This is a genomic window from Nocardiopsis exhalans, from assembly GCF_024134545.1.
GTDB classification, from domain to species: domain Bacteria; phylum Actinomycetota; class Actinomycetes; order Streptosporangiales; family Streptosporangiaceae; genus Nocardiopsis; species Nocardiopsis exhalans.
The window spans coordinates 6467766-6484188 of the sequence record NZ_CP099837.1 but is presented as its reverse complement, the minus strand read 5'-3'; the positions used below and the strand labels follow the sequence as shown (position 1 = coordinate 6484188).

At 68.8% G+C, this 16423-nt stretch carries 15 protein-coding genes; 10 read left to right on the top strand and 5 right to left on the bottom strand.

The features are described from left to right. Positions 1-544: 544 nt before the first annotated feature. From NE857_RS28740 to NE857_RS28710, 7 genes are all read left to right on the top strand, one after another. Entirely contained in the window at positions 545-991 is a 447-nt protein-coding gene (locus NE857_RS28740; protein WP_254418459.1) for an MmcQ/YjbR family DNA-binding protein, read from the top strand. Positions 992-1004: 13 nt separating this feature from the next. Further along, positions 1005-3278 (top strand): SF1B family DNA helicase RecD2, encoded by a 2274-nt coding sequence (gene recD2 / locus NE857_RS28735; RefSeq protein ID WP_254418458.1) that lies wholly within the window; start codon positions 1005-1007, stop codon positions 3276-3278. 268 nt (positions 3279-3546) lie between these two features. Continuing rightward, a complete protein-coding gene (locus NE857_RS28730) occupies positions 3547-3975 on the top strand; it encodes a (deoxy)nucleoside triphosphate pyrophosphohydrolase (protein ID WP_254418457.1) in 429 nt (142 codons plus the stop codon). Positions 3976-4178: 203 nt separating this feature from the next. Further along, the gene (gene typA, locus NE857_RS28725) at positions 4179-6071 is read left to right on the top strand and encodes a translational GTPase TypA (protein WP_254418456.1); all 1893 of its coding nucleotides are present in this window, start codon (positions 4179-4181) and stop codon (positions 6069-6071) included. A 140-nt stretch (positions 6072-6211) separates the two neighbouring features. Further along, positions 6212-6877 (top strand): DUF6758 family protein, encoded by a 666-nt coding sequence (locus NE857_RS28720; protein ID WP_254418455.1) that lies wholly within the window; start codon positions 6212-6214, stop codon positions 6875-6877. Positions 6878-6911: 34 nt separating this feature from the next. Beyond that, positions 6912-7787 (top strand): PHP domain-containing protein, encoded by an 876-nt coding sequence (locus NE857_RS28715; RefSeq protein WP_254418454.1) that lies wholly within the window; start codon positions 6912-6914, stop codon positions 7785-7787. A 105-nt stretch (positions 7788-7892) separates the two neighbouring features. Then, positions 7893-8939, top strand: coding sequence for an MBL fold metallo-hydrolase (locus NE857_RS28710; RefSeq protein WP_254418453.1), 1047 nt, complete (start codon positions 7893-7895; stop codon positions 8937-8939). Between the two features lie 83 nt (positions 8940-9022). On the opposite strand, the gene NE857_RS28705 is transcribed toward NE857_RS28710, so the two are convergent. Together NE857_RS28705 and NE857_RS28700 are read right to left on the bottom strand one after the other, a co-directional pair. Continuing rightward, on the bottom strand, positions 9023-9931 hold the full coding sequence (locus NE857_RS28705) for an alpha/beta fold hydrolase (protein ID WP_254418452.1): 909 nt from the start codon (positions 9929-9931) through the stop codon (positions 9023-9025). A gap of 63 nt (positions 9932-9994) precedes the next feature. Beyond that, positions 9995-11539: a DEAD/DEAH box helicase gene (locus NE857_RS28700; RefSeq protein ID WP_254422125.1), complete on the bottom strand. Its 1545-nt coding sequence runs from the start codon at positions 11537-11539 to the stop codon at positions 9995-9997. A gap of 650 nt (positions 11540-12189) precedes the next feature. Between NE857_RS28700 and NE857_RS28695 the strand changes: the two genes are divergently transcribed. The 3 genes from NE857_RS28695 (at position 12190) to NE857_RS28685 (ending at position 13884) form a co-directional block, all read left to right on the top strand. Beyond that, complete coding sequence (locus NE857_RS28695) at positions 12190-12888, top strand: ferritin-like fold-containing protein (RefSeq protein WP_017582894.1); 699 nt, start codon at positions 12190-12192, stop codon at positions 12886-12888. A 175-nt stretch (positions 12889-13063) separates the two neighbouring features. Continuing rightward, positions 13064-13375, top strand: coding sequence for a DUF6401 family natural product biosynthesis protein (locus NE857_RS28690; protein WP_254418451.1), 312 nt, complete (start codon positions 13064-13066; stop codon positions 13373-13375). Between the two features lie 266 nt (positions 13376-13641). Continuing rightward, entirely contained in the window at positions 13642-13884 is a 243-nt protein-coding gene (locus NE857_RS28685) for a hypothetical protein (RefSeq protein WP_254418450.1), read from the top strand. Positions 13885-14067: 183 nt separating this feature from the next. Here the strand turns inward: NE857_RS28685 and NE857_RS28680 are convergent, their stop codons facing one another. From NE857_RS28680 to NE857_RS28670, 3 genes are all read right to left on the bottom strand, one after another. After that, positions 14068-14865, bottom strand: a complete 798-nt coding sequence (locus NE857_RS28680; RefSeq protein ID WP_254418449.1) for a mechanosensitive ion channel family protein — start codon at positions 14863-14865, stop codon at positions 14068-14070. A 291-nt stretch (positions 14866-15156) separates the two neighbouring features. Continuing rightward, a complete protein-coding gene (locus NE857_RS28675; protein WP_254418448.1) occupies positions 15157-15804 on the bottom strand; it encodes a TetR/AcrR family transcriptional regulator in 648 nt (215 codons plus the stop codon). Positions 15805-16081: 277 nt separating this feature from the next. Next, positions 16082-16312 (bottom strand): Rv3202a family protein, encoded by a 231-nt coding sequence (locus NE857_RS28670; RefSeq protein WP_254418447.1) that lies wholly within the window; start codon positions 16310-16312, stop codon positions 16082-16084. Positions 16313-16423: the final 111 nt, after the last annotated feature.

The window sequence follows — 16423 nt, the reverse complement described above, 5'->3', positions numbered from 1 at the left end:
GAAGGTCGTGAGGATCCCCTCGCGCAACTCACGCTCCCCGACGGACACCCCGTCCACCTGATCCCCTGGCTGCTCCGTGCCGTCCGCTCTGCCCCTCCTCTCCCCACCCCCGCGCGTACCGGGCCGCGTGTCGCGGCCGGTCACGCCGGGCTGCGAACCACAACCGCGACCCGCCAGCCCCCCGAGCCCGATTTCTGCCCCTTTTCCGAAGATGATCTTGCTACCAGAAGCAAGTTCGGCGCCGATTTCGCTTCTGGTAGCAAGATCACCGGGGATGAGGGGGTTTCGGAAGCAGCGGACCGCCTCAGGCGCGGGTTACGGACACCCTGGCTTTCCCGAGCCAACACCACATCGCTGAACCCCAGCCTCGCCACCGGGTGTCCGATGGCACGCATGACCGGAGGTTGGTGGCCCGGGCTCCCGAAGGTCGGTGTCCTCTGGCAATGTCGAAGTCAGCATCGGCAGAGCCGAGTCAGCACCGGTAGAGCAAGCTCGCACTGGCGGAGCCGACACCGGCCGGGTAGCAGGGGGACTGGAGAGAGACATGACACCGGAGGAGTTCATCGACGCGGCGCTGTGGTTTCCCGAGGCCGAGGAGAGTGAACCCTTCGGGCCGGGGCCCCTTGTGTACAAGGTGGCCGGGCAGAAGATGTTCGCCCTGCTCACCGGTGGCTCTGGCGGCTCCCGTGCTTCCGAGGACGGCCCTGCCACGGTGAACCTCAAGTGCGACCCGGAGCTCGCCTTGGAGCTGCGGGGGCAGTTTCCGGCGGTCACGCCGGGTTGGCACATGAACAAACGACACTGGAACTCGGTGCTGCTGGACGGCAGTGTGCCCGACGATGAGCTGGTGGAGATGCTCAGACACTCGTATGTCCTGGTCGCTCGCAGTCTGCGCCGGGCGGACCGGGAGCGGGTGCTGGCGGTTCTGGGGGAGAGCTCCCCGCCTCTGGGGGAGGGCACCCCGGAGGTTCCCACCGGAGTGGAAGGTTGAGAGGCGGTACACCGTGCCCACCCCATCCAAGCCCGCTCCCTCACAGGCGGTGGTCCAGGGGGTCCTGGAACGGCTCACCTACGCCAACGAGGAGACCGGGTACACCGTCGCCAAGGTCGACACCGGCCGGGGCGGTAGCGACCTGCTCACGGTCGTGGGCTCCCTGTTGGGCGTCCAGCCGGGCGAGGCGCTGCGGCTGCGTGGTCGTTGGGGCTCGCACCCCCAGTACGGCCGTCAGTTCCACGTGGACGACTACACGACGGTCCTGCCGGCCACTGTTCAGGGGATTCGGCGCTACCTCGGCTCCGGGCTGATCAAGGGGATCGGGCCGAAGATGGCCGAGCGGATCGTGGAGCACTTCGGGACAGACGCCCTGGAGGTCATCGAGGAGGAGCCCAATCGCCTGATCGAGGTGCCCGGGCTGGGCCCCAAGCGCACCAAGCTGATCGCGGACGCCTGGGAGGAGCAGAAGGCCATCAAGGAGGTCATGGTCTTCCTCCAGGGGGTCCAGGTCACCACCTCGTTGGCGGTGCGCATCTACAAGAAGTACGGGGATTCCTCGATCGAGGTGGTCCAGAAGGAGCCCTACCGCCTGGCCTCGGAGGTGTGGGGGATCGGCTTCAAGACCGCCGACACCATCGCCCAGGCGGTGGGCATTCCGCACGACAGCCCCCAACGGGTCATGGCGGGCATCCAGTTCACGCTGTCGGAGTCCAGCAACGACGGCCACTGCTACCTGCCCGAGGAGCGGCTCATCTCCGCCGCGGTGAAGATCCTCCAGGTGGAGGCCGGGCTGGTTATCGAGTGCCTGGCCGAACTGGTCGCGGAGGAGGGGGTGGCCCGCGAGACCGTGCCGGGGCCCGAGGATGAACCGGTCCGCGCGGTCTACCTGCTGCCCTTCCACCGCGCGGAGATGGGTCTGGCCTCCGGACTGCGATCCCTGTTGGACACACCCGAGGAACGCCTGCCCGCCTTCACGGACGTGGACTGGCCCGCGGCCCTGGAGTGGCTCGACCGGCGCACCGGCTCCGCGCTGGCCGAGGCGCAGCAGGACGCCGTCCGTCAGGCCCTTTCCCAGAAGGTGTGCGTGCTCACCGGCGGCCCCGGCTGCGGAAAGTCCTTCACCGTCGCCTCCATCGTCACCATGGCCAGGGTCAAGGACGCCAAGGTCATCCTGGCCGCACCCACCGGCCGCGCCGCCAAGCGCCTCACCGAGCTCACCGGGTACGAGGCCTCCACCGTGCACCGCCTCCTCGAACTCCGCCCCGGCGGCGAGGCCAGCTACGACCGTGACAACCCGCTCGACTGCGACCTGCTGGTGGTCGACGAGGCCTCCATGCTCGACCTGATCCTGGCCAACAAGCTGGTCAAGGCGGTCCCGCCCGGTGCGCACCTGTTGTTCGTCGGCGATGTCGACCAGCTGCCGTCCGTGGGTGCCGGGCAGGTCCTGCGCGACCTGTTGGACGAGCACTCGCCCATCCCCGACGTGCGCCTGACCCACGTGTTCCGCCAGGCCCAGCAGTCCGGAGTGGTCACCAACGCGCACCGGATCAACAAGGGGGAGCCGCCGCGCTTCGAGGGGATGACCGACTTCTTCCTCTTCCCCTGCGACGAGGCCGAGGACGCCGCCCAGATGACCGTGGACGTGGTCGCCCGGCGCATCCCCCGCAAGTTCGGCCTCGACCCGCGCCGCGACGTCCAGGTCCTCGCTCCGATGAAGGGCGGTCCAGCCGGCGCGACCAACCTCAACACCGCTTTGCAGGCCGCGGTGACCCCGCCCGGCGACCACGCCCCCGAACGCAGGTTCGGCGGTCGGGTCTTCCGGGTCGGCGACAAGGTCACCCAGATCCGCAACAACTACGAGAAGGGCGAGAACGGGGTCTTCAACGGCACCCTCGGCGTGGTCACCGGGATCGACCAGGTGGCCCAGGAGGTGTCCGTGCGCACCGACGAGGACGAGGAGATCAGCTACGACTTCGCCGAACTCGACGAGCTCACCCACGCCTACGCCATCACCGTGCACCGCTCCCAGGGCAGCGAGTACCCCGCCGTGGTCGTCCCCGTGACCACCTCGGCCTGGATGATGCTGCAGCGCAACCTGCTCTACACCGCGATCACCAGGGCGAAGAAGCTGGTCGTCCTGGTCGGCTCCCGCAGGGCGCTGGCCCAGGCGGTCCGCAACGTCTCCTCGGGCCGCAGGCACACCGCTCTCGCCCACCGGTTGCGCCATCCGTTCACCGAATCCCGGACCGGGTACCGCCCCGAAGACGACCTGTCCCTTGCCTGATTGTGCACAAGCGCGTGGAACACCCGGTTTCGAGACGCGAAAAGTACGGGAACCTTCACTGATTCCGCCACGCGGGAGCGCCCTGGTGCATAGGCTCTGGATCAGTCACCTGTTCTTCCTGGCAAGAATCTTCCAGTGGGTGATTTCTGCGACCAACCCGGAAGCCGACGCTCTTTCCACTCCCCCCCCGGAGAGCGACGGCCCCCCGGGTGTCGGCCCGGCCGGACCGACACCCGGGGTTCACCTTGAGCCCCTAGGCTGGTGTCCCGTGCGACAGACTCTGATCGTGGTGGGCGCGGCCATCGTCCGGGACGGACACGTCCTCGCCGCCCAGCGCGCCGAACCCCGGGCCCTGCGCGGCCGGTGGGAGTTCCCCGGCGGCAAGACCGAACCGGGGGAGACCCCCGCCCAAGCCCTGGTCCGCGAGTGCAGGGAGGAGTTGGGCGTGACCGTCCGGGCCCTCGGGCAGGTCGGCGACGACGTCCCGCTGCCCGAACTCGCCCAACGGATCTCCCGCCCGGCCGTGCTGCGCCTGCTCCGCGCCGAGCTGGTATCCGGCGGCCCCCGGGCCCTGGAGCACCTGGCGGTCCGCTGGGTCGCCACCGACGAACTGCGCGAGCTCGACTGGCTCCCCGCCGACATCCCCTTTCTGGGACCGCTCGGGTCCTTGCTCGAAGCACACGGGAGCCCCGCCTGAACACGCACCAAACCACACGCGAAATCCCTGCCTGAGGCGGGTTCCGGGGGACGTACACCGCCTGTTTCGCAGGCCCTTCGGGGGGAGGAAACCAACCGGGGTGTCCTGTACGTTTCCCAACCAGACCACTATGACCGCATAAACTGGCAGCGGGCCGTGGCAATCTGCGGTCTCTACCCAGTACAGGAAATCGAGACTTAAGCATGTCCAGCGCCACGCCCTCCGAGGGCTCCGCCCGCCGTACAGACCTGCGCAACGTCGCCATCGTGGCCCACGTCGACCACGGCAAGACGACCCTCGTTGACGCCATGCTCTGGCAGTCCGGTGTCTTCCGGGAGAACCAGGACGTCAACGACCGCGTGATGGACTCCAACGACCTGGAGCGCGAGAAGGGCATCACCATTCTCGCGAAGAACACGGCGGTGCACTACACCACGCCCGAGGGCGAGGACGTGGTCATCAACATCATCGACACCCCCGGCCACGCCGACTTCGGTGGTGAGGTCGAACGCGGGCTGTCCATGGTCGACGGTGTCGTCCTGCTCGTGGACGCGAGTGAGGGTCCGCTCCCGCAGACCCGCTTCGTGCTCCGCAAGGCCCTCCAGGCCAAGCTCCCCGTCATCCTCGTGATCAACAAGGTGGACCGGCCCGACAGCCGGATCGCCGAGGTCGTGGACGACACCTACGAGCTGTTCATGGACCTGGACGCCGACGAGTCGCAGATCGAGTTCCCGATCGTCTACACCTGCGCCCGTGACGGCAAGGCCTCCCTGGAGCGCCCCGCCAATGGCACCGTGCCGGAGAACGACAACCTCGTCCCGCTGTTCAGCACCATCCTGGACACCATTCCGGCCCCCAAGTACACCCCGGGCAAGCCGCTGCAGGCCCACGTCACCAACCTGGACGCCTCCCCCTTCCTCGGCCGTCTGGCCCTGGTCCGGGTCCAGCAGGGCGAGCTCCGCAAGGGGCAGCAGGTCGCGTGGATCCGCACCGACGGCACCACCCAGCAGGTCAAGATCACCGAGCTGCTCATGACCGAGGGCCTGGAGCGCAAGCCCGCCGAGAAGGCCGGCCCCGGTGACATCGCGGCCATCGCCGGTATCGAGGAGATCATGATCGGCGAGACCCTCGCCGACCCCGAGAACCCGATCGCGCTGCCGCTCATCAAGGTGGACGAGCCCGCCATCTCCATGACCATCGGCACCAACACCTCGCCGCTGGTCGGCCGGGTCAAGGGCGCCAAGGTCACCGCGCGCCTGGTCAAGGACCGCCTGGAGAAGGAGCTCGTCGGTAACGTCTCCCTGCGCGTGTTGCCCACCGAGCGTCCCGACACCTGGGAGGTGCAGGGCCGCGGTGAGCTGGCGCTGGCCATCCTGGTCGAGCAGATGCGCCGTGAGGGTTACGAGCTGACCGTCGGCAAGCCGCAGGTGGTCACCAAGATCGTCGACGGCAAGGTGCACGAGCCGGTCGAGCGCCTCACCGTGGACGCCCCCGAGGAGTACATGGGCGCCATCACCCAGCTGCTCAGCGTCCGCAAGGGCCGTATGGAGAACATGGTCAACCACGGCACCGGCTGGGTGCGCATGGACTGGCTGGTCCCGTCCCGCGGCCTGATCGGCTTCCGGACCGAGTTCCTCACCGAGACCCGCGGTACGGGTATCGCCAACCACGTGTTCGAGAAGTTCGAGCCCTGGTTCGGCAACATCACCTCCCGGCCGAACGGCTCCCTGGTCGCCGACCGCGCCGGTGTGGCCGTCGCGTTCGCGATGTTCAACCTCCAGGAGCGCGGCACGCTGTTCGTCGAGCCCACCACCGAGGTGTACGAGGGCATGATCGTCGGCGAGAACTCGCGCTCCGACGACATGGACGTCAACATCACCAAGGAGAAGAAGCTCACCAACATGCGTTCGGCCACCGGCGACGAGCTCGTCCGCCTGGTGCCGCCGCGCAAGCTCTCCCTCGAGCAGGCTCTGGAGTTCTGCCGCGAGGACGAGTGCGTCGAGGTGACGCCCGAGAACATCCGCATCCGCAAGGTCATCCTCGACCAGAAGGAGCGCGGCCGGATCACCGCGAACAAGAAGCGCCAGTCCCAGTAGGACCGCCGCGGTAGACCAATCGCGGTAGCACTGCCTTCAAGGGCCGCAACGCCCTTGCGGTGACGACAGTGGGCGGGGTGTGATCGCACCCCGCCCACTTCGCGTTTTCGCTGAACACCTCTCGGGTAGAGACGTAGAACATGAAACCCGAGCCCACGTGTCCACGTTGCGGGCGCGCCGTACAACCCCCGGGGTTGTGGACCAGCGCGTGGCAGTGCGACGCCCACGGACCGGTGGCGCCCCTCCAGGGGGTACGCGCACCGAACACCGCCACGCTCGACGCTCTTCTGCCACAGGCCAACGTCCCGGTGTGGATCCCGTGGCCCCTGCCGACGGGCTGGGTGGTCACCGGCTTCGCCGAGGTCGGCGATGAGCGCAGCGGTGCTCTGGCCGTGGCGGTCGCCCTGTCCGGACCGAACCCGCTGGGCGGGGTCGGCGAGGCCGTCATGATCGCGGAGGACCCCGGCATCGGTATCGGCGCACGCGTCGCCGGGTTGGAGGGGCCCGACCCCGGAGACGGGTTCGACTCCGGCCCGCCCGACGCCAAAGTGCGCTTCGACGGGCACGAGATAGCCCTGTGGAACCTGGACGTGGGCAAGGATCGCGCGGCCTACACCGGTGAGGCGCTCGCCCACTGGCTGTGGTTGGTCTTCGCCTCGGCCGACACCGGCATGCTGATGTGCGAGATCAACTCACTGCGGGACCTGCGCGACCTACGGGACGGCGGGGTCGCCCTGGAACCGCCCTTCGGTGCGCTCAGTCCTTTTCTCAGCAGAGCCCTGGCACCTGTGACCGAGGCGGACTGAGCGGGACCGGGCGCCACTTACGTACAATCGCCCGGTGACACGTATCGATCTGCACTCCCACAGCTCCGTTTCCGACGGAACCGACTCCCCCGCCGAGGTCATCGAGTACGCGGTCGCCGCCGGGCTTGACGTCCTCGCCCTGACCGACCACGACACGGTCGGCGGGATCAAGGAGGCGTCCGGGCACCTGCCCTCCGGGTTCACCCTGGTTCCCGGGATGGAACTGTCCTGCGCCTACCAGGGGTCCGCGGTCCACCTGGTGTCCTACCTGTTCGACCCGGACTCCCCGGAGCTGGCCGAGGAGCTGCGGCGGGTCCGCTCCGACCGCGCCGACCGGGCGGAGGAGATGGTGCGCAAGCTCCAGGAGCACGGCGTGGACGTGACCTGGGAGCGGGTGCTGGAGATCGCCGGGGCGGGCAGGGACGAGTACGCCGACGCCAACACCATCGGCCGCCCCCACCTGGCCCGCGCCGTGGTGGAGGCGGGGGCCGCCAAGGACGTGCAGGACGCCTTCGACAAGTGGATCGGCTCCGGCGGGCCGGTCTACGTGGCGCGGTACGCGATCGACCCGGTCCGCGCGGTGGAGCTGGTGCGCGCGGCGGGCGGGGTCTGCTCGCTGGCGCACCCGGCGCGCGCCGAGGGCGCCACCAACGGTGCCGTCCCCGTGGAGCTGGCCGAGCGGATGGCCGCGGCCGGCCTGGGCGGCATCGAGGCCGACCACCCCTCGCACAACCGGCCCCAGCGCAAGTTCTGGCGCGGGGTCGCCGCCGACCTCGGTGTGGTGGTGACCGGTTCCAGCGACGACCACGGGTCCCTGACCGGGCACCGCCTGGGCTGCCGGACGACCGCGCCGGAGGCGTTCGAGGAGCTCATCGCCCCCGCGGCCGGGGCGCCCCTGCTCAAGGGGTGAGTGTCGCTGGACCCCCGGGGTTCGGTACGGTACGGACCACTGCGCGGGGACGCGAGAATGGTCGCAGCGTTTTTCTACCTATATCTGGACGAAAGGTCTGACGCCGTGTTCTGGAAGCGGAAGTCGAAGAAGCAGGACGGCCAGGAGGCCACTGATTCCGCTGTGGAGGTCGCGGAGGACACCACGGAGGAGACCGAGGAAGAAGCGGTCGAGACCGAGGCCAAGGACGACGCGGCCAAGACCGAGGACAAGGCTGAGGAGAAGGCCGAGGAGAAGGCGGAGGAGTCCGGCAAGGCTTCCGACAAGGCTGAGGACGCCGACGCCGAGGCCGACACCGAAAAGGACGAGGCCGACGAGAAGGACGAGGCCGAGACCGCCGCCAAGGACAAGAAGTCCGCCAAGGGTAAGAAAGCCAGGAAGTCCGAGAAGGCCGACGAGTCCGAGGAAAAGGACGAGACCAAGGCTGAGGTCGAGGACGACGAGGACGACGAGGACGACGAGGACGACGAGGTCGGCGTCAGCGGCCCCGACTCCGACGGCATCATCCGCGTCCGCACCGCCGGAACCTTCGAGTTCGACGGCGAGAAGTTCGAGGTCATCAGCAACACCTGGATCATCGAGGCCGACAAGGACGGCGTCGTGATCATCGACCCCGCCCACGACGCCGAGGCGATCATGGAGGCCGTCGGCGATCGCGAGGTCTACCTCATCGCCTGCACCAACGGCTACAGCCCGCACATCGAGTCGGCTCTGAAGATCGCTGAGGAGACCGAGGCGGACATCGCCCTGCACCCCCGCGAGATGCGCGCCTGGCGCCGCATCCACGGCGCGGAGCACCGCCCGGAGATCGACGTGGAGGGCGAGGGCGCCCTGGACATCGCCGACCTGCACATCGACGTCCTGGCCCTGCCCGGTACCACCAGCGGCACCGTCGGTTTCTACGTGAGCCAGATCGGCGCCGTCTTCAGCGGTGACACCCTGCGCAAGGGCGAGCCCGGCATGGTCGGTAACACCTACATCGACTACACGACCCAGCTCGCCTCCATCGGCGAGAACCTGCTGTCGCTGCCGCCGGACACCCGCGTCTTCCCGGACCGCGGCCCGTCCACCACGGTGGAGGCCGAAGGCCGGAACTTCGACTCCTGGGTCTGACCCCCGGGCCCCGGGCCCCTGATCCACGCAACAGTGCCGCCGTCCCTCTCCGGGGCGGCGGCACGTTCGTGTACAGGGGCGGGTCAGCGGCGGCCGACGGACTCCGTCTCGTTCCAGAAGGACGTCAGGGCGCTGGAAGTGGTCTCGGGGGCCTCGACATTGGGGGAGTGGCCCGCGCCGGGGATCACCAGGCGCTTGGCGCCCAGCCGCTCGGCCATCCCGTCCTGTTCGGCCAGCGGCCAGGCGTCGTCGTTCTCGCCGTAGAGCACCAGCTTGGGCACGTCCACCCCGGCCAGTTCGTCGACCCGGTCCGTGGCGCCCAGCAGGTCCTCGGCCATCCGGATGAGGGCCAGGGCGCTGGTGTTGAGCAGCCGCTCGCGCAGGAAGTCCACGACCTGGGGCTTGACGGATCGGCCGCGGGCCTCGGTCTCGAAGCGTTCGTCCCACAGCTCACGGAGCCGTTCGGCGGTGGGGTCCATCGAGAGCGCGGCGATGAGGTTGCGGGCCCGGACCGCACCCGGGCCGCTCAACGGCCCGGGGCCGGAGCACATCAGGGTGAGGGAGGCCAGCGGGGACTGATCGGTCAGCGCCGCCTCGCGGGACACCAGGCCGCCGAAGGAGTGCCCCACCAGATGCACGGGGCCGCCGTCGCCGACCTGGTCCAGGACCTCGGCCACCACCCCTCCCAGCGAGGAGAGGCGGTAGTCGGGCAGCTCCACCCCGGGCGGCGGGGTGAGGGTCTCGGGGCCCGGCGACCGGTAGGTGCCGGGCAGGTCGATCACCACCACCTCCCGCCCGGCCTGGGCCAGGCTCTGGAGGAGGGCGATGAAGTCCTCCTTGCTGCCGGTGAAACCGTGCACCAGGACAGCAGGGGCCAACTCCGTGCCGCCGAAGGTGGGCATGGCCCGGAGTGCGGCTACTGGACCGTACGAAAGACGCAGGTCCGTGCGCCGCACACCCGGCGGCAGATCGAGGAACTCAGGTGTACTCACGTCGGGCCACCCTAGACGATCGATGAGTGGATCAGGGAGCGCCCGACGCCGAAACAGGTGTTATCAGGTGTTCTCGGGGTCCCGGCGCACGCCGCCACGGGTGCGGCGACGGCGGCGGACACGGCGGGTGCCGTCGCCCTCCGCGGACTTCTCGGGGCCGTTGGCGGGAGCGTCGGCCTTGACGGTGACCTTCTCCGCGCCGCCCTCGGCCTGGGTGACGTTCTCGCTGTTACGGGTTCGTCGGCGCGAACGGCTGCGACCACCGCCACCGTCACCGGAACCGCCACCGGAGTTGCGCCGACCGCCCTGTTCGCCGCCGCGCTCCTTACGGTCGCCACGGACCTTGCGGCCGCCTCGGCCACCCCGGTCGCCCCGGTCGCCGCCGCGCGGCTGTCCGGTGTCACCGATGTCCTCGACCTCTTCGGCCTCGAGCCCGGCGAACTCACCACGCTTGTCGGCGGCCAGCCGGCCCTTGGTCCCCTTGGGGATGTTCAGGGCCTCGAAGAAGTGCGGCGAGGTGGAGTAGGTCTCCTCCGGCTCGGCGTTGTTCAGTTCGAGCGCGCCGTTGATCAGCTTCCAGCGCGGCATCTCCTGCCAGTCCACGAACGTGATCGCGGTGCCCGTGCGCCCCGCGCGACCGGTACGGCCGATGCGGTGCGTGTAGGTCTTCTCGTCGTCGGGCGTCTCGTAGTTGACCACGTGGGTCACGTCGTCGACGTCCAGGCCGCGGGCGGCCACGTCGGTGGCGACCAGGATGTTGATCTTGCCGTTGCGGAAGGCGCGCAGGGCGCGTTCGCGCTGGCTCTGGCCGAGGTCACCGTGGACGGCCGCGGCGGCGAAGCCACGGTCGTTGAGTTCACCGGCGACCCGGTCGCAGGCCCGCTTGGTCTGGCAGAACACCATGCTCTGGCCGTGGTCCTGCGACTGCAGGAGGCGGGCCAGCATCTCGGGCTTGTCCATCTGGTGGGTGCGGAAGGCGTGCTGGGCGATCCGGCTGGTGATGGCCGAGCCGTCGATCTCGTTGTCGTCACCGGCCCGCACGTGGGTGGGCTGGCGCAGGTAGTTCCGCGAGAGGGTGACGATCTCGCTCGGCATGGTGGCCGAGAAGAGCATCACCTGGCGCTCGGCGGGGATCTTCTTGAGGATGCGCTCGATGTCGGGGAGGAACCCGAGGTCGAGCATCTTGTCGGCCTCGTCCAGGACCACCGCGGCGACCTCGTCCAGCCGCAGGTGCTTCTGGTTCTCCAGGTCGAGCAGACGGCCCGGGGTGCCGACGACGACGTCCACACCCTCCTTGAGCCCGTTGATCTGGGGCTCGTAGGAGCGGCCGCCGTAGACGGTGAGGATGCGTCCGCCGCTGCGCTTGCTCGCGGTGGTGAGGTCGGCGGCCACCTGGATGGCCAGCTCGCGGGTGGGAACCACGACCAGGGCGCGCGGCCGCTTGGACGTGCCCGGCTTCTCCTGCGCCATCTGGAGCAGGGGAAGACCGAAAGCGAGGGTCTTGCCCGTACCGGTACGGGCCTGACCGATGATGTCGTTGCCGTTCAGCGCGATCGGCAGTGCCAGGGCCTGGATCGGGAAGGGGGCGATGATCCCCTCCGCTTCCAGCGCGTCGGCGAGCTCGGGGCTGACGCCCAGGTCGTGGAAGGTGGTTTCGGGAGTTGTGGGTTCTTCTGTGCTGCTCAGGGCTCAAGCCTCCATCTAGGCGGGCCGCAGTGTTGTTCGTGGCCGCGGCGGGGTGCGGTCGCGGGCGGCTTCTGGCCGCCGCGGAGGGCGCGGCTCACCAGGTTCCCGCTTCGGCGAGGGAGCCGTGGTGGCGCTGCCGACTGGATCCGCGCGGCCCGGGGGTCACCCTGGCCGCGATGTCTCGGTTCCATCCGCTGGTTTGTCGTGTGCGGTGCGTCGCTGGGCGCGTGGGCCGTTGCTCCCTCACGCCGCACTGCTCGTGAGGACACGTTGTGGTGTCCGGCTGGACACATCGCTGGGCGCCCGCGTCCGCGGCGCCGGTACGTACTCGCGGGAGAGGCCCGCGTCGCGGGGGTGCGGGACGCGGCGCCGCGATCGTGCACGCCGGTCATCACGCTGAGTCTAGCTGCTGGTTCGCCCGGTGCACATAGCGCTTCACTGTGCTGTGGAACCTGCTGTGGACCGTGCTCGGACGGCGGTGACCGTACCCGCTCCCAGAGTGTGCAACCGCTTTCGGCGGGCGTTTAGTCCCCGGTTGGGTACTGGGTAGCCCGAGCGATACTCTGACGGGCATGACCCAAGGCCCCTCTGCCGACCCCGGCGTGATCGATCTGCTCGGACTGCTCGCCTACGCCGAGCTCGGTTCCTTCTTCCGTCTCGCCGGGGACGCCGGACTGGCGCCCTCGCTGCGGACCAAGGGGCAGCTGGCCGGGCTGGCCGCCGCCGAACAGAACCACTACCAGGCGCTTCGCGGGCGCCTGGTGGAGCTCGGGGTGGACCCGGAGATGGCCATGGCGCCCTTCGTCGGGCCGCTGGACTCATGGAACGAGCGCACCGAGCCGCAGAGCTGGCTGGAGAGCCTGGTCAAGACCTACGTCGGCGAGGGCATCGCCGGTGACTTCTACCGCAAGGTCGCCGCGCTGGCCGACGAGGACACCCGGGTGCTCGTCGAGGACGTTCTGGCCGAGACCGAGCGCGCCGAGTTCGTCGCCGAGCAAGTGCGCGCCGCTCTGGAAGAGGACCCCAAGCTCGCCGGTCGGCTGTCCCTGTGGGCCCGCCGTCTGGTCGGCGAGGCGCTGAGCCAGGCACAGGCGGTGGCCGTGGACCGGCCGAGGCTGGCCGCGCTGCTGGCCCGGGACGAGAAGGTCGCGGAGAAGGCGAAGAAGGCCGGTGATTCCGGCCTGGGCGATCTCGCCGCGGTCAGCCGGATGTTCGCCTCCCTCACCGAGGGCCACGCCGCGCGACTCACCGCGATGGGATTGGCCGAATAAGACCCCGCATCGCCTTGCCGACAGTGGTTTCAGCTCTTGTCGGGTGTTTTGCCGGAACTTGGCCCTACTTGGTCAAGAGCGGGTAATTTCCAACACATTCGTTACGATCCATTGGTTCGGCGCACATAGAGTCGATGGAGTTTCCCGTCTCCTGACCACGCGAGTAGGTACTTCCATGCCCCGTGGGACCTCCGTGCGCCACCCGCTGGCCGGACTCACCCGTGACTTCCACAAAATCGGCCCCCTCGACGGGCCGGTAGCGCCCTGGATGTGCGCTGAGCTGGATCAGCACGCCGCACAGGTGTGCGAAGGCATCGTCTCCGGCGGCGTCGAACTCACGGCGAACACGCTCGGGACCTACCTCCACGGTTTCCTCGACGGCTGCCTCGAACGGGGCTGGGACTCCGACGACGCCGACTACGACTGGGAGACCCTCCGCATTCTCGCGATCTGCCGACTGGCGAAGGAGCGCGGTTTCGTCCGCTAGGTTGGTCACGTCCGCAGGCGGTGTGATCTATGCCGCGAACCCTCGCGCGTTCGTCACCCGACCGGTTCTCCGGCGAAAAGCCGCTACTGGGCGTACTCTGAAACGTACCGGCGAACCCGTGGTGGCTCCCTCCGGCCCGGTTCGCCCCGGTGGGACCGACGACCTGCGGAATGCAACGTGGGATTCACGGTGTTATCAGGGTCCAGGCGGTTCCCGGGCACCGTAACTGGCGGAGCGGCCCGAAGAGCCGCGAGAAAGGAATGCGAATGAGGAGCGGTCGGCATGGGGCGGCGCGCCCACCGGTCGGCGTCCTGATCCAGCAGGATCGCGTCGACTTCGCGCTTTTCGCCCTGATCTTCGTCGTCGCACTCGCGTCGATGGTGTTCACCGGTCCCGGAAGCATCGTCTTCTGGTTGGCTTTCCTGCCGATGATCGCCACCGGGGTGCTCGCCTTTCGGCGTATCGAACAGCTTTCCCGACAGGAACTGCGTGACTCCGACTTCCTGTGACGGCGAGTCGCACCAGCAACACGAACGACGAGGGCGAGGCCGCAAGGCCCCGCCCTCTCTCTTTGCCTCAGTGCTTCAGATGACCCGGTGCCTCAGATGGCCCAGGAGCGCCGGGCGGTCAAGTTACCGCCCGGTACCCAGGTGCCCCCGGGAACGTCCCTCAGCGGCCGCCAGGCGGGTTCGTCAGGTGGGCTCACCGCCCTTGGTGCGCCGCCCCGGAAGGCTGGCAGCCTCCTCCTTGGTCGCCCCGGCCTGCTCGGTCGGGGTGCCCGGACGGCTCATCGCCGCCTCGCGCCCGGCCTGGTAACTGCTCTCGTCGCCGATCCGGCCGGTCTCGCGCTCGGCGACCTCCAGCCAGCGAGACCAGCGCGCCTGCATCGGCTTGATCAGACCGCCGCCGACACCGACGATCAGGATGCCGCCGACCGTCGCCAGCACCGCGACCAGCACCGGCAGGGTGACCGACACGGCCACGCCCATCTGGTTGAGCGCGGCGATGACACCGAGGGCCAGGACGGCCACGGCCGCCACGTTGGCCAGGATGCGTCCGTAGGACAGTCCGCCCAGGGCACCGCTGACGAGGTCCTTGACGGCCTTGGCGATCATGGCCGTGACCACGACGATCACGAGCGCCACGATGCCGTGCGGGATCCACGCGATGACGTCACTGAGCAGTGTGCTGACCGGGTTCGGCCCGAAGACGTTGAACGCCATCGTCAGGACGAACAACAGGCCGACGTAGTAGATGATCTTCCCACCCAGCTCACTGGCGGTCCAGCGGCTGTTCTCGAAGTACTGCGCCACGCCACCGCGGTGGAGCGCGCGGTCCAGTCCGACGCTGTGCAGGCCCTTGGCTACGGCCTTGCCCACGAACCAGGCGATGATCCATCCCAGTACCAGAATCACCAGGAAGCCGAGCAGCATCGGCACGAAGCCCACAATTGACTGCCAGGCGTCCATCAGGCCCTGACCCATGTCCATACGTCTTCACCCCCGAATCGCTGGTTCCGTCAGGGCACCGGTGGCCGGTGTCAGACGGATACGGCGAAGAGAAGCGCGTTACTTCTCAGTTTCGCGATACCCATAGGGCGGAGTTCGAACCGTTTGTTCGGGCGATGCTGGCGTATTTGTCCATCCTTTGTTGAAGAATGGGCAAGGGTTGGTTGAGTTTATTTTTCTCGGGTCGGATAATTCGCGGCCGAAGTGTGGTGGGAAAAGGAAAACCCCCGAACGCTTTCGCGTCCGGGGGCCGGGTCCCGTGGTGGCTGGGCGTCAGCCCTCGGCACCGCTCTCCTCGGCGGACCGGGTGAGATCCCAACCACTGATCCCGCGCCAGGCCAGCCGGGCGACCAGTTGCTCGGCGGCGTCCTGGGGGACCGTCCCGTGGTTGTTCAGCCAGTACCGGGCACTGGTCTCGGCCATACCGACCAGGGCGATGCTGAGCAGGTGCGCCTCCTCGTCGGAGATGCTGGTGTCCTGACGGATCACCTTGCCGATCAGCTCGGCGCAGCGCTGGAACGTCTCCTCGCTCTTCTCCCGGACGGCGGGGAGGTTGCGCAGGTCGGACTCGAAGACCAACCGGAACGCCTCTCCGTCGCCCGCGACGAAGTCGAAGTAGGCCTGGAAGCTCGCGGTCACGCGCTGACGGTTGTCGTCAGTGCTCTCCAGAGCCTCCCGCTGCTTCTCGACCAGCGCCTCGGAGTGTTCCTCCAAGAGCGCCAGGTAGAGCTCCAGCTTCCCGGGGAAGTGCTGGTACAGGACCGGTTTGCTGACACCCGCGCGGTCCGCGATCTCGTCCATCGCCGCAGCGTGGTACCCGCGGGCGACGAAGATCTCCTGAGCTGCGGCCAGGAGTTGGCGGCGGCGCCTGACCCGGGGCAAGCGGGTGCCCCGGGCGCGGGCGTCTGAAGGAGCTGTCACACCCACACCCTCCGAACTCGGCATGGCAGATGCACACCATTCACCGGACATCTGCGTGGCTAACACTGTCGGACGCGGCCTCGGCTCTGTGTCGCGTTCCGCAGCTTTTTCCTCATCTTACTCCTGCGTAAGTTCGGTGTGGGCGGCAGGAAGCGACTGACGTCCCAGATGAACCGGGTTGAAAACCGGCGGCGCAGGTCGGACGGGGCGTGAAACGAGTGACGAGGGCGCGCTGAAATACGTGAGGGGCGGCCTGTCGGGCTCATGCTGCGCCGGGTCAGCGACGCTCTTCCTCATCCAGGCCGGCCTCCTGGGCCTGTTCGATCACATCCGCCTCGTTGGCCTGCTCGAAAGTCTCCGCGGAGGCCGTCTCGGTCCAGTCGTCGGAACCCTCGGCGCTCGCCGGGGCGTGCTGTTCGGCGGCGTCCGCCTCGGGCACGGCCGCGGTCGGGTCCTCGCCTCCGACAGAGGCGCGCTGCCTGTTCCCACTGTGATCGGACGTTGCCACGGGGTCCTCCCACCATCGTCGCGGAGCGTATGAGCGACACTACCCGCAGGCCGCCCCGGAGCAAGGGAAACCGCGCGGGCGCCGACCGGGCCGGTGAAGCGGAACCACGGA